17 protein-coding genes are annotated in these 12,827 nt (G+C 62.5%); 9 read left to right on the top strand and 8 right to left on the bottom strand.

The annotated features are described in order from the left end of the window. The first annotated feature begins 46 nt into the window (after positions 1 to 46). The gene (locus tag AACW18_RS09040; RefSeq protein WP_218388435.1) at positions 47 to 913 is read left to right on the top strand and encodes a tetratricopeptide repeat protein; all 867 of its coding nucleotides are present in this window, start codon (positions 47 to 49) and stop codon (positions 911 to 913) included. 83 nt (positions 914 to 996) lie between these two features. On the opposite strand, the gene AACW18_RS09035 is transcribed toward AACW18_RS09040, so the two are convergent. Together AACW18_RS09035 and fkpA are read right to left on the bottom strand one after the other, a co-directional pair. Then, positions 997 to 2,400, bottom strand: a complete 1,404-nt coding sequence (locus AACW18_RS09035; protein WP_218388434.1) for a sigma-54-dependent transcriptional regulator — start codon at positions 2,398 to 2,400, stop codon at positions 997 to 999. Positions 2,401 to 2,548: 148 nt separating this feature from the next. Further along, positions 2,549 to 3,355: an FKBP-type peptidyl-prolyl cis-trans isomerase gene (gene fkpA, locus AACW18_RS09030; protein WP_042654197.1), complete on the bottom strand. Its 807-nt coding sequence runs from the start codon at positions 3,353 to 3,355 to the stop codon at positions 2,549 to 2,551. A gap of 119 nt (positions 3,356 to 3,474) precedes the next feature. Between fkpA and AACW18_RS09025 the strand changes: the two genes are divergently transcribed. Next, on the top strand, positions 3,475 to 4,443 hold the full coding sequence (locus AACW18_RS09025) for a WD40 repeat domain-containing protein (protein ID WP_218388433.1): 969 nt from the start codon (positions 3,475 to 3,477) through the stop codon (positions 4,441 to 4,443). 14 nt (positions 4,444 to 4,457) lie between these two features. Next, the gene (locus AACW18_RS09020; protein ID WP_025328072.1) at positions 4,458 to 4,673 is read left to right on the top strand and encodes a SlyX family protein; all 216 of its coding nucleotides are present in this window, start codon (positions 4,458 to 4,460) and stop codon (positions 4,671 to 4,673) included. Between the two features lie 66 nt (positions 4,674 to 4,739). On the opposite strand, the gene AACW18_RS09015 is transcribed toward AACW18_RS09020, so the two are convergent. Then, positions 4,740 to 5,381 (bottom strand): FKBP-type peptidyl-prolyl cis-trans isomerase, encoded by a 642-nt coding sequence (locus AACW18_RS09015; protein WP_042654199.1) that lies wholly within the window; start codon positions 5,379 to 5,381, stop codon positions 4,740 to 4,742. Between the two features lie 222 nt (positions 5,382 to 5,603). After that, positions 5,604 to 5,810, bottom strand: coding sequence for a YheV family putative zinc ribbon protein (locus AACW18_RS09010; protein WP_033130616.1), 207 nt, complete (start codon positions 5,808 to 5,810; stop codon positions 5,604 to 5,606). 39 nt (positions 5,811 to 5,849) lie between these two features. Between AACW18_RS09010 and AACW18_RS09005 the strand changes: the two genes are divergently transcribed. The 3 genes from AACW18_RS09005 to AACW18_RS08995 all read left to right on the top strand — a co-directional run bounded on the left by AACW18_RS09005 (position 5,850) and on the right by AACW18_RS08995 (position 8,632). Beyond that, positions 5,850 to 6,545 carry a hypothetical protein gene (locus AACW18_RS09005; RefSeq protein ID WP_218388432.1) on the top strand — a complete coding sequence of 232 codons (696 nt, stop codon included), beginning with the start codon at positions 5,850 to 5,852 and terminating at the stop codon, positions 6,543 to 6,545. A gap of 143 nt (positions 6,546 to 6,688) precedes the next feature. Beyond that, a complete protein-coding gene (locus tag AACW18_RS09000) occupies positions 6,689 to 7,588 on the top strand; it encodes a chemotaxis protein (protein ID WP_042654200.1) in 900 nt (299 codons plus the stop codon). A 60-nt stretch (positions 7,589 to 7,648) separates the two neighbouring features. Further along, positions 7,649 to 8,632, top strand: coding sequence for a hydrolase (locus AACW18_RS08995; protein WP_218388431.1), 984 nt, complete (start codon positions 7,649 to 7,651; stop codon positions 8,630 to 8,632). Here the strand turns inward: AACW18_RS08995 and AACW18_RS08990 are convergent. Next, complete coding sequence (locus tag AACW18_RS08990; RefSeq protein ID WP_218388430.1) at positions 8,614 to 9,765, bottom strand: GGDEF domain-containing protein; 1,152 nt, start codon at positions 9,763 to 9,765, stop codon at positions 8,614 to 8,616. The two genes, AACW18_RS08995 and AACW18_RS08990, sit on opposite strands and share 19 nt — an antisense overlap. An 89-nt stretch (positions 9,766 to 9,854) precedes the next feature. On the opposite strand from AACW18_RS08990, the gene AACW18_RS08985 reads away from it, so the two are divergent. The 3 genes from AACW18_RS08985 (at position 9,855) to AACW18_RS08975 (ending at position 11,777) form a co-directional block, all read left to right on the top strand. Next, positions 9,855 to 10,097 carry a YheU family protein gene (locus AACW18_RS08985; protein ID WP_042654203.1) on the top strand — a complete coding sequence of 81 codons (243 nt, stop codon included), beginning with the start codon at positions 9,855 to 9,857 and terminating at the stop codon, positions 10,095 to 10,097. Positions 10,098 to 10,358: 261 nt separating this feature from the next. Further along, positions 10,359 to 11,228 (top strand): phosphoribulokinase, encoded by an 870-nt coding sequence (locus AACW18_RS08980; RefSeq protein ID WP_042654204.1) that lies wholly within the window; start codon positions 10,359 to 10,361, stop codon positions 11,226 to 11,228. 15 nt (positions 11,229 to 11,243) lie between these two features. Next, a complete protein-coding gene (locus tag AACW18_RS08975; protein WP_218388429.1) occupies positions 11,244 to 11,777 on the top strand; it encodes a DUF4136 domain-containing protein in 534 nt (177 codons plus the stop codon). Here AACW18_RS08975 and AACW18_RS21495 read toward each other — a convergent pair. Genes AACW18_RS21495 through AACW18_RS08965 form a run of 3 tightly spaced genes read right to left on the bottom strand, consistent with a single transcriptional unit; the run spans position 11,751 to position 12,606 of the window. Continuing rightward, positions 11,751 to 11,834 carry a hypothetical protein gene (locus AACW18_RS21495; RefSeq protein WP_370302257.1) on the bottom strand — a complete coding sequence of 28 codons (84 nt, stop codon included), beginning with the start codon at positions 11,832 to 11,834 and terminating at the stop codon, positions 11,751 to 11,753. The genes AACW18_RS08975 and AACW18_RS21495 overlap by 27 nt on opposite strands. Positions 11,835 to 11,853: 19 nt before the next feature. Continuing rightward, positions 11,854 to 12,153: a hypothetical protein gene (locus tag AACW18_RS08970; protein WP_042654206.1), complete on the bottom strand. Its 300-nt coding sequence runs from the start codon at positions 12,151 to 12,153 to the stop codon at positions 11,854 to 11,856. Positions 12,154 to 12,201: 48 nt separating this feature from the next. Beyond that, positions 12,202 to 12,606, bottom strand: a complete 405-nt coding sequence (locus AACW18_RS08965) for an OsmC family protein (RefSeq protein WP_042654207.1) — start codon at positions 12,604 to 12,606, stop codon at positions 12,202 to 12,204. Positions 12,607 to 12,827 lie beyond the last annotated feature (221 nt).

Genomic DNA, 12,827 nt, shown 5'->3' with positions numbered 1-12,827 from the left:
TGGCCTGCAGGCATCTTGGTGGGCGGATAACCGGCAAGGAGGCCAGATGGACAATGCATCCGATTTCATGGCGCAGTGGGATTATCAAGATCCCGCCGCCACCGCCCTGCGTTTTCACGCGCTTCTTCCTGCGGCGCGCGCTGTCGACCTGCAACTCGAGCTGGAGCTGCTCACCCAGATAGCCCGCACCCATTCGCTGCAACGCCAGTTCGACCAGGCCCATCGGCTGCTCGACGAGATAGAACCCCGCCTCACCGATGCCACCCCGCGGGCCCGCCTTCGTACCCTGCTGGAGCGAGGGCGGACGTTCAACTCCGCTGGCGACAAGGCCCGTGCCAGAGCCCTGTTTGAACAGGCCTGGCAGCAGGGGGTGAAGCACGAGGAGCGCTATCTGGCCATCGATGCGGCCCACATGGTGGCCATCGCCGCCCCGCTGGAAGAACAGAGCCGCTGGCATCAGCTGGCGATGGCATTGGCCGAGCGCAGCCAGGACAAGCGGGTGCGCGGCTGGCTCGCCACCCTCTACAACAATCAGGGTTGGACCCTGTTCGAGCTGGGCCGCATTGACGAGGCCATCGTCTGCCAGCAAAAATGCCTGGCCTGGCACGAGCAGCACAACAACCAGGCCAAGGCCTTCATCGCCCGCTGGAGCCTGGCGCGGCTGAGTCGGGCCCAGGACCAACATGAGCGGGCCATGGCCGAGCTGACGCAACTGCGGGACGACATGGCCGCAGCCGGCGTCCCCGAGGATGGCTATGTGTTTGAAGAACTGGGGGAGAATGCGCTGGCGCTGAATGATCCTGCGGTGACCGAATACTTTGCCCGCGCCTGGTTTCTGCTGTCACAGGATGGCTGGCTGCAGGCCAAAGAGGCAGAGCGGCTGGCCAGGCTCAAGCGCCTCGCCAAGCTCTAGCAATAACACAGCGGGGCGGTCAGTTGGCCGCCCCGCACACAAGCGCATCTGCCCAGGATGACGGATGCCATCCCGCCCCCGCCTCAGGCTATGCTCGCCTCTTCCCAATTCTGCTTCTTGCGATAAATGGTGGAGGGACTGATCTCCAGCAGGGCCGCGGCCTTGGGAATGTTGCCATCACAGCTGGCGATGGCCTGCTCTATGGCCTCCTTCTCCACCAGCCAGAGCGGGCGGATGGGGGCATTGAGCGGCATGGGGACGCTCGCGTCTGCCTGGGTCGCGGTGACCAGCGGCACCGGGCCGCCCCGACGGCCGTTGAGGGGCGGCGGCAGTATGTCCGTGCTCACCCACTCCCTGTCGTTGAGCACCACTATGTTGCGCACCACGTTCTGCAGCTCGCGCACGTTGCCCGGCCAGGGGTAATCGAGCAGCACCCGCACCGCATCGCCATCGAAATCCCGGAAGCGCTTGTTCTCCTCCTTGGCATAACGCAGCAGCAGATCGCGGGCCAGCAGCAGTATGTCCTCGCCGCGCTCGCGCAGCGGCGGCAGGCTTAGGGGGATCACGTGCAGGCGGTAGTAGAGATCCTCCCGAAAACGCCCCGCCTTCACCTCCACCAGGGGATCCCGGTTGGTGGCGCAGACGAAACGCACGTCCACCGTCTCCAGCTTGCCGCTGCCAACCCGCTGCAGGGTGCCGGTCTGGATGAAGCGCAGCAGCTTGCTCTGCAAGTCGAGATCCATCTCGCAGATCTCGTCGAGGAACAGGGTGCCGCCGTCGGCCAGGCTGGCCGCCCCCTTGCGATCCCCCTGGGCGCCGGTGAAGGAGCCCTTCACGTGGCCGAAGATCTCGCTCTCCATCAGATCGTGCGGGATGGCGGCGCAGTTGAGCGCGATAAAGGGTTGCTCCCGGCGCGGGCTGCATTGATGAATGGCCTCGGCACACACCTCCTTGCCGGTCCCGCTCTCGCCGGTGATGAACACGGTCGCCTTGCTCGGCGCCGCGCTCTCGATGATGCGATACACCGCCTGCATCGGCATGGAGGCACCGATGAAGCCGGCGAAGGAGCTGCGCTCGAAGTTCTCCCTGTACTGGGCCACCAGCGAACTCAGCTGCTGATGGGTCAGGGCATTGCGGGCGGTGGCACAGAGCCGCTTGCTGTCGAACGGCTTGGTCAGGAAGTCGAAGGCCCCGTGGCGCATCGCCTCCACCGCCACGTCCACCGAGCCGTGGGCGGTGATCACCACCACCGAGCAAGGCAGTTGCTGCTCGGTGATCTGCTGCAGGATCTCCATGCCGGACATGTCGGGCAGTTCCAGATCCAGCAGCACCACCGGCGGCGGGCTGGCCAGCAGCTGCGCCAGCGCCTGCTGGCCACAGTCGGCCAGCAGCACCTCATAGCCATCCTGGGCCAGGTACTGTTCATAGACGACAGCCAGACTGCGGGTGTCTTCCACCAGCAGGACGCGAGGTTTGCTTTCAGCCACGGGATCCATCCTTGCGATTGATTTTGTTGTCTATTCTGGGGGCTAGCCGCCACACACTCAAGCCGCGGCCAGCCTCTTTCTCCCGCCGACGGCGAGCGACACAAGTAAAAACGGCTCCCTGAGGAGCCGTTTTTGTGCAGTATCCTGCTTATTTCTTGGTGTTGTCGGCTTCGGCAGCCGGCTTCTCGATGGCCAGCAGCTCGACGTCGAATACCAGCACGGCGTTCGCCGGGATGGAACCAGCACCGTGCTCGCCATAGGCCAGCTTGGACGGCAGGAAGAACTTGAACTTGGAACCGACCGGCATCAGCTGCACGCCTTCGGTCCAGCCCGGGATCACCTGGTTCAGCGGGAAGGTCGCCGGCTCGCCACGGTCGACGGAGCTGTCGAACTTGGTGCCATCGGTCAGGGTACCTGTGTAGTGCACCTTGACGATGTCGGTGGCCTTCGGCTTGGCGCCGTCACCCATCTTCTCGACCAGGTATTGCAGGCCGGATTCGGTGCTCTTCACGCCTTCTTTCTTGGCGTTGGCGGCCAGGTACTCTTCACCCTTCTTCTGGTTTTCCACTGCATCCTTGTCAGCCTTGGCCTTGGTCAACTCGTTGATCTTGGCGTCGTACTGCTGCAGAACCTTCTGGATCTCCTCGTCAGTCATCTTGGCGTCTTTGCCCAGACCGTCGGTCACACCCTTGAGGATGACGGAGTTGTCCAGCTTGATGCCAAGCTCCTGCTGGCGCTCCAGCGTATTGGCGATATAACGACCCATGGAGAGGCCAATTGCATAGCCGGATTGCTCTTCAAAGCTCTTGGCTTCAGCCTTGGGGGCCTCTGCCGGCTTGCTGGCTTCTGCCTTGACCTCTGCGGTGTTCGCAGCGGGCTTCTCATCTTTTTGGCAAGCAGTCAGACCTACGGCAACGGCCGCAGCCAACAGGGACACCTTCAGAAAATTGTTCATCAGTTTCTCCAAAACTCTAAATACCGCTCTCGGTTCCTTCGTGAAATGAGAGGTTTATCGTGATAAGCGCCTTATACTAACGCCGTGATCGCAGGTAACGAAAGCATGAGACAGGAAAAATGATCAAAAGTGCCATTTATCTCATCGCTATTTGTCTGATGCTGACAGGTTGCGAACAGAGCCCCCTTCCTAGCCAGCAGATCCGCGTCGCCAACCAGGGCTTGCTGAGTGCGGATCTGACCGCTGACGGCAAGCTGGCCATCGTCTCCAGCCTGAGCCAGGGCACCGTCGTCTGGGACCTGGAACAGGGCAAGGAACTCTGGCGCTGGCGCCAGTCCGATGACCAGAACGACTTCGTCACCCTCACCCGTTTCTCACCGGATGACAGCCATGCCATCACCGCCTCCCAACACCGCTTCGCCATCTGGCGTCTGCAAGATGGCCAGTCCCAAGGCTACTATTCGCTTCCTGAATCCAACCTGAGGGATGCGGCACTCTCGGCGGACGGTCGCCAGGTGCTGATCGGCCGCGAAGATGGCAAGGCCGAGCTGATCGATACCCAGAGCGGGCGCAGGATCCAGTTTCTCGGCCACACCGAGCAGGTCAATACCGTGGATCTCTCCGCCAATGGCCGCTACGCCCTCACCGGCGGCAACGACTACAGCGCCTACCTGTGGGACACCCGCTCCGGGCAAGTAGTGTGGCGCTTCAACCACGGCGGCAGGGTGGTGATGGCCAGGCTAGATCCCGCCGGGCGTTTCGCCTTCACCGCCGACAGCCGCCAGGCCAGCATCTGGGATCTCAAGACCGGCAAGGAGCAGAGCCGGCTGAGATTCGATCACCGCTTCGAGGTCCATACCAGCGCCCGCTTCGCCAACGACGGCAACTGGCTCATCACCGGCGCCCCCTCCCGCCAGCTCTCCCTGTGGCGGGTCAGCAACGGCAGCCTGCTGCAGAGCTGGCGCGTCTCCCCCCATCCCAAGGTGAAACCGCCGAGCGCTGTGGTCTACGGCGTGGCTTTGCGCGACAATAGTCACCTCGTCAGCGCCAGTTCCAGTGGCCTGGCCGAAATCTGGACAATCAAGTAAGGACCAAAAGGCCCATGAGTCAGCAACTTAACGATCGCCTCGAGACCCTGGAAAGCCGTCTCGCCTATGCCGAATACACGGTGGAGCAACTCAATGAGGAGGTGACCACCCAGGGCCGTGAACTCGATCGGCTCAAGCACCAGATCCAGCTGCTGGTGGACAAGCTGCAGAGCGTGCAACCCAGCCAGATCGCCAGCATGGCCGAAGAGACGCCACCACCCCATTATTGAGCCGCTGCCGGCCCATAAAAAAACCCGCGATAGACGCGGGTTTTTTTATCGAGCCAGAGGCTGAACTCAGTGCTGGTGACCCTTGCCACCGCAACCGCCACCACCGCAGCAACCGCCGTGGCCCTTCTCCTCACCATGGTCGTGACCGTGATCGTGGCCATGGCCACCACCGCAGCAACCGCCGTGGCCATGGTCATCACCGTGGTCGTGATCGTGGTCATGGCCATGATCGTGACCGCAGCCACCGGCACCGTGAACGTGGCCGTGGGCCAGCTCTTCGGCGGTCGCGGCACGCACGTCCTGGATCTCGACCTTGAAGCCCAGGGTCACACCGGCCAGCGGATGGTTGCCATCCACCTTGATGAACTCTTCGGAGACCTCGATGACGGTCACCGGACGGTGGCCATCGTCGGTCTCGGCAACAAAAGTATCCCCTTCAGACACTTCCATGCCATCGAACAGCTCGCCGGGCACTTCCTGCACCAGAGTCTCGTCATACTCGCCGTAGGCCTGGCCCGGCGTCAGGGTGACGTCGAACGCCTCGCCCACACTGCGACCTTCCAGCTCGGCTTCGAGGCCGGCGACCAGATAACGGGTACCGTGCAGATACACCAGAGGCTCTTTACCGACAGTGGTGTCGATGACTTCACCGTGTTCGTCGGTGACCGTGTATTCCAGCGTAACCACGCTCAGGGGAGCTACTTTCATGTCAGGGATCCTGCGGATAGAAAAAAACGGGCCCAGAATACCTCAAAAAGGTGGCCAAGCATATGATCTGCCCCGCTCCGGCATGCTGAAAAAGTCAGCAGTCCAAAACGAGCCTCGTCGCACCCCGGGTATATAAGGAAGCCCCTCACTCGGGACTCAACAGCCAGAGCCCAGGTTTGGCCTCGCGGATGGCCTCGGCCACTCCGGCCATCCGGCTCGCCTTTACTCGGGGCGGAACACCCCTATCACCTGCTCGGCCTCGCGGGTGGCCTTGTCTACCTCGGCCTGGGTCTGCACCTGGGTATCCCCACAGTCGACACAGGTCACCTTCTCGACTCCATGCTCCATATACAGCATCATGGTGTCCATCTTGCCGCACGCCGGGCAAACTGCACCGGCAATGAAGCGCTTTTTACGTCTGGTTTCCATTTGCGTTACCTCCAGGCAGCATCATATCAGGGTTTTTACATGCATCACGCCATCGAATATCAGCATTTTTCCACGCCTCATCTGCAGGTCGGTGCCCGCAAGCGTTCCCCCCTGGGTCAGTTTCTGCGCGTCACCCAGGGAGCGGCGCTGCTGAGACTCGGCTCCCATGAGCTGCTGCTGACGGCGGGCAAGCAGTTCTGGCTCTGCGCCGATGCCCTCGCCGCCTTCACGCCGCTGGCGGGCTGCCGTTACGATCGGTTGACCTGCTCCCTGCGAGTGGCCCAACCCGCCCAGGCGGGCTGGTTGCAGCCTACCCCGCTGATGGATGCCCTGCTGGACAGCCTGGCCAGCTGGTCTAGGCCCATCGACTGGCAGGGCGCCCACGGTCATCGCCTGCAGGTCATCCTCGACGAGTTGCAATACTGCCCCATCCAGTCGCAGTCAGATCAGCCGCTGCAGGCCGCCTGGCGGGCGCTGGCGAGTGGGCAACCGGACGGCGACGCGGCCTGGCAGGCCTGTCTCGCCCAGCGCGGCATTGAGGATCCGGCCCTGGCGGCCGATGCCCTGCGCCCCCAGTGGCAGCTGCTGCAGGCGGTGCGTCTGCTCAGAAGCGGCAGCAAGCCCGCTCAGGTGCTGGCCAAGCTCGGCTATGAGGATGAAACGGCGCTGGACGGCGCCTGCCAACGCTGGCTCGGGCTGGCGCTCGACACCCTGTCGCAGCAGCCCGCCCAGTGAGCCGGATGAGGAAACAAATAATGGTGAAAGCGATCCAGTTTCATGGCCAACGGCCGTTAATAACAGGCAGCTCATCGCTTTCATCATCCTCTATGCTGAATGCCAAGCCGACCGCCACCGTTTAGTTCAACAGGACATCCGCCATGACGAGCAAGGCCAACCAATCCCAGGGCATGTTGCTGTTTCACCTCTCTGCCCGACAATCCTTCGCCATCGGTACCCTCAAGGTGAAGGAGATAGTTCCCTACACCCAGCTCACTGCCATGCCGCACTCGCACCCGACCGTGCTGGGTGCCGCCAGCATGCGCGGCACCACCATACCGGTGATCGACATGGCGATGGCGGTGGGTTACAGGCGCATCGCCAGGGAAGAGATGGCGCAGTGCTTCATCATCATCACCGATTGCCGCCGCACCCTGGTGGGCTTCCTGGTGCGCGGCATCGACAAGATCACCGAGTGCAACTGGCGTGACATAGAGCCGCCGCCCCCCTCCCTCGGCCAGAACGTGTTCGTGACCGGGGTGACCAAGGTGGGCGAGCAGCTGATCCAGCTGCTGGACGTGGAGCTGATTTTGTCCCGGGTCTATCCGGACGATCCCAGCCATCTCTATCCCGTGCTGACCGATGTGCAGCGTGAGCGGCTCAAGCCGATGCGTATCCTGCTGGTGGACGACTCCTCCGTCGCCCGCCGCCAGTTGATGGCGGCCCTCGATTACATCAACATTCCCTACGAGGTGTGCACCAACGGGCGCGATGCCCTCAGCCTGATGCAGGCCAGGGTCGGCCAGGGCAGCCCCATCGACATACTGGTGAGCGACATCGAGATGCCGGGGCTCGACGGTTACGAGCTGGCCTTCGAGGTGCAGAGCGACGCCAAGCTGGCGGAGGCCTACATCATCCTGCACACCTCCCTCTCCAGCGAGATCAGCGTGGAGCGGGCCCATCAGGTCGGAGCCCATGAGGCGCTGACCAAGTTTGAGGCCAACGAACTGATCCAGGCCATGCTGCGCGGCGCCGAACACCACGACCGCCTGCCCGCCTGACCACTGCGGCGAGCAGAGAGCAGAGGCTCGCCGCCCGCTACTTAGAGCCAGAGCCGTTCCATGCTGACAGAAAGCCACTTCCACGCCCCCTGGTGGGCCCGCAATCCCCATCTGCAGACCATATTGCCGAAGTGGCTGCGCCGCACGCCGGCGCGCTTCACCGCTGAGCGGTTCGAGCTGGCGGATGGCGACTTCGTCGATCTCGCCTGGAGCGGCCCCATCAGCCAGGATACCCGGCCGCTGCTGGTGCTGTTTCACGGCCTGGAGGGCAGCATCCACTCCCACTATGCCAAGGGGCTGTTTGCCCACCTGCAGCGGCAGGGGGATGAGGCGGTACTGATGCATTTCCGTGGCTGCAGCGGCGAGCCAAACCGGCTGTTGCGAGCCTATCACTCCGGTGCCATCGAGGATGCGCAGGCGCTGATCGCCGAGCTCGGTCGTCGCTTCCCCGGCAAGCCGATGATCGCCATCGGCTACTCCCTGGGGGGCAACATGCTGGTCAATCTGTTGGCGCGCGGCTGCCCGGGCGAGCTGACGGCCGCTGTGGTGATCTCGGCGCCGCTGCAGCTGGCCAGCTGCGCCGATCGGGTCAATCAGGGGTTCTCACGGGTGTATCAGCGCTACTTGCTGCGCACCATGCGCGCCAACCTGCAGAGCAAGATCCGCCACCAGGGCGCCGCCGGCGCCCGCTGGCAGCCTGAGCAGGTGAGTCGCATCGCCACCCTGCGCGACTTCGACGAGCAGGTCACCGCCCCCCTGCACGGCTTCGACAGTGCAGATCACTACTACCGGACCTGCTCCGGCCTCAGCCTGCTGGCCAGCATCCCCATCCCGACCCTGGTGCTCCATGCCGCCGACGATCCCTTCATGTCCCAGGCGGTGATCCCGCAACCTGAGCAACTCTCCCCCATGGTGCGCTACGAGCTGAGCCGGCGCGGCGGCCACGTGGGATTCCTGCACGGCACCCCCTGGCGTCCCCGCTTCTGGCTGGAGGAGCGGATCAGCCTGTGGCTGCGGGAACAGACTCAGGGCGCGAGCCGGTAGCGGTTGCGCCCCTCCCCCTTGGCTTGATAGAGGGCGCCATCCACCCGCTCGAGCAGCATGACCAGGCTCTCTCCCTGGCGCCATTGGGCTATGCCCTGACTCAGGGTGAGATGGGGCGCCACCGCTGACCCCTCGTGGGGCAGGGCGCGAGCCGCCAGGGTATGGCGGATGCGCTCGGCGACCCGCTCGCCGCCCGCCAGATCCGTGTCTTGCAGCAACACCACAAACTCCTCTCCGCCGTAACGGGCCACCAGATCGCCGGACTCCCGCGCGCTCTCTTCCAGACACTCGGCCACCAGGATCAGACACTCATCCCCGGCCTGGTGACCGTAGTGATCGTTGTAACGTTTGAAGAAATCCACGTCGAGCAGGATCAGCGTGAGCGGCGTCTCCAGGGTCGTACCTTGTGCGATGGCGTTCTTGCAGACCCGATCGAAGTGACGGCGGTTGGCGAGCCCGGTCAGGGGGTCCCGATTGGCCATGGCATCCAGCTTGCGCGCCAGCACCAGATTCTCATGCTCCCGCGACACCGCCAGCTCGAACCAGCTGTTGAGCATCCGTCGCCCGGTCTCCAGCACGATCAGCAGCACCCCGACCACAATAAAGTTGAGCATGACGAACTGTTCGGGGCTCCATGAGGCTCGTGCCAACAGAAAAGACAAGGGGGCCGCCGCCAGCGTGTAGAACAGCCGCACATCGCAATAAGAGGCGATGAGGCCAGTCAGCAGCAGCAGGCTGATCATGTTGAAGATAAGGTTGAAGCCCCCCTTCAAGTCGACGATCGAGATGGTATACCCCACCGACGCCCAAGCCATACCCCAGCACAGGCCGCAGACCCACAGAGAGGGTTGCCAGACGGCATGAGGTTGTCGGGAGAGCCATAGCCACCCCATTGGTAGCAGCAGACATACGCAAGCCATGGTGATGAGCTGCCACTCATAGGACCAGGGAAGGGCGTTGACGAGCAACAGGTGAGCATCCCGAAAAATGTAGAAACGGGTCAGCAAGAACAGGATGGCGATCAGATTGATGACCCAGTACCAGCGCAGCCCGGCTTTCAGGGCGCGCCGACGTGCCTCGTTCAGGTGCTGATCGAAATGACTGGAGAGGCGGCGCTGTTCAGCAGATAGCATAGACACTCCCGCTTTTGGCCACACAAATCCCTTGCGATTGCGGGTGAGACGCAGACAATATCCACACGCGCGTCACTGAAGATGAAACCATGATTATCCCCTGGCAAGAGCTGGATCCAGATACCCTCAACAACCTGCTCGAGCATTTTGTCTTGCAAGAAGGCACCGAATACGGTGAACAAGATGTCAGCCTGGCCGACAAGGTTGATGAGGTCAGACAACAATTACTACAAGGTAGTGCCGTGCTCGTCTACAGCGAGCTGCACGAGAGTGTCAACGTCGTGCCCAAGGCGACCCTGAGCGGTGCACCACGGGAAGACTACCCGGAATAACGCCTATCCTGTTCTCAACCGGGACATGGATGGAGGCAGGCAGCGGAGGCTTGATGTCAAACCGGGGATGATACCCTGCCGACGCCGGGAGCGGGCCATGCCCGGCGCAGGCTGCGACAACCCCTGACTCCATTGCCACGGCCAGGAAGCCACCAACTGGCGACCCCGGGCGGCCAATGCCTGCGGCCGGGCATCGAAGGCGCACTTGACCGCACTCCGGCCCTGCCCTTATAACGGAACTCCCAAGGAAGAGAGAACGCTATGTCGGCCAAGCATCCCATCATCGCGGTTACCGGTTCGTCCGGGGCCGGCACCTCCACCTCCACCAATGCCTTCCGATCCATGTTTCATCAGCTGGGTTATCAGGCGGCCGTGGTCGAGGGGGACAGTTTTCATCGCTATACCCGACCCGAGATGGACGTGGCGATCCGCAAGGCGCGCGAGCAGGGGCGCCACATCAGCTATTTCGGCCCGGAGGCCAACGACTTCGGCCTGCTGGAGTCCTTCTTCCAGGAGTACGGCCAGAGCGGCAGCGGCCAGTATCGGCGCTATCTGCACAGCTTCGACGAGGCGGTGCCCTTCAACCAGATGCCGGGCACCTTCACCCCCTGGCAGGACTTGCCGGGGGAGACAGATCTGCTGTTCTATGAGGGCCTGCACGGCGGCGTGGTCACCGGCGAGCACAACGTGGCACGCCACGTGGACTTTCTCATCGGCGTGGTGCCCATCGTCAACCTGGAGTGGATCCAGAAGCTCATCCGCGACACCTCGGAGCGCGGCCACTCCCGCGAGGCGGTCACCGACTCCATCGTCCGCTCCATGGATGACTACATCAACTTCATCACGCCGCAGTTCTCTCGCACCCACATCAACTTCCAGCGGGTACCGACCGTCGATACCTCCAACCCCTTCAGCGCCAAGGTGATACCCAGCCTGGACGAGAGTATGCTGGTGATCCGGTTTCGGGGCATCAAGCAGGTGGACTTCCCCTACCTGCTGTCGATGATCGATGGCGCCTTCATGTCCAGGATGAACACCATAGTGGTGCCGGGGGGCAAGATGGGCTTCGCGATGGAGCTGATCCTGCGCCCCCTGATCCAGCAGCTGTTAGAAACCGGCAAGATCACCTGAGCCAAGGAGCTTACGATGCGCGGTGCACTTCTTTCATTCATGTTGGCCAGCCTGCTGGCGGGTTGCAGTACGGGCCCCGCCGCCCCCGCCGTCGAGACGGGCACCATGGTGGTGCGCCCGGCGGACAACTGGCGCTACGGGGCGACGCCGCGCTATGCGCTGGCCGAGCAGTTCCAGTATGCGAGCAACAGTGCCGCGGGCTGGCTGGAGCCGGTGCAGCAGGCCGTCAGCCGGGATCTCAACGGCAAGGGCTGGCAGAGCGTGCCACTCGATGAGGCCGACGTCTGGGTCGCCATCGGGGTGGCGGGCAGCAAGGACATGAGCGATGGCGAGATCTTCTCCCGCCTCGGCATGACACCGGGCCTGCAGGCCGGCGCCGATGCACACAAGGGCACCCTGGCCATCATGCTGCTCGATCGGCAGACCCAGCAGACGCTGTGGAGCAGCGCCATCCAGCTCGCCAGCGACACCCCCATCGACGACGCGACCCGCCAGCAATTGAGCCAGCAATTGGCCGAGCAATTATTGGGCGCCCTGCCCACCCGCTGATGCTGTTCGCCTCATAGCACAACGGCCTGCATGTTGCAGGCCGTTGTTGGCACACACTGGCTGATACCGATGACGGTTACTTGAGATCGCAGCTGAGCAGCGTCACGCCTTTTTGCACCAGGGTGGCATGCTTGTCCTGATGGGAGAAGGTGGTCACCCCATCGGAATAGCTGGCGGTATCTTTGGCCGACTCGATGCGGCCCAGCTTGTGATACACCCCGGCGTAAGGGAACTGCACCATGTCGGCCTGGGCATCATAGGTGATGGCCAACATCTCTTCCCCACACTGATACTGACTGTATTGATACTGGGTCGGCTGCGGCATGCTGCAGGCGGCCAGTCCGAACAGGGGAAGCAACATTATCATCTTTTTCATCGCACTTTCCTTATGTCATGGCGTTATCGACGGGACAAACTACAACTATCAAGCTTCAAGAATTTGATAACTATGAGTAATTTCGACCGCTTTTTCCAACATCAGGGAAACTGAGCAGTACTTTTCCATCGACAGGTCGACCGCGCGGGCCACCTGCTTCTCGGCCAGCCCCTTGCCGGTCACGACGAAGTTGAGATGGATCTTCTCGAATACCCTGGGCACTGACTCGGCCCGCTCCCCGGCAAGCTCCACGTGGCAGGCGGTCACGGACTGACGGGCCTTCTCCAGAATGGAGACCACATCGATGGAGCTGCAACCACCGACCGCCAGCAGGATCATCTCCATCGGGCTGGCACCTTCGCCCGGGTTGGCGCCGTCCAGAGTCACCTGATGACCGGACTCGCTCTCGCCCACAAACTTCATGCCTTCCACCCAGCTGACCTTGGCTTTCATCTCACATTTCCTCTCAATGACAACGGTTCTAACGCTCATAGCATACCTCAGCCAGGGTCCGAGTGGCACAGTCGATTCTCTTGCACAGGGTCAGATCTCTCGTCAGATCGCAGCTTGCGCCGAAAGCTCGACAGACCCTGTCGTAAATAGATCGAAATCAACATCCAGCCCCCTCATCTTGCCTAGAATGACCGGGATGGCGCAGCAGAACGAAGCAAGGG

The sequence above is a fragment of the Aeromonas sp. sia0103 genome (assembly GCF_963895295.1).
Classification (GTDB): domain Bacteria; phylum Pseudomonadota; class Gammaproteobacteria; order Enterobacterales; family Aeromonadaceae; genus Aeromonas; species Aeromonas encheleia.
Note: the sequence above shows the minus strand (reverse complement) of the source record. Positions and strands in the feature narration are given on the sequence as shown.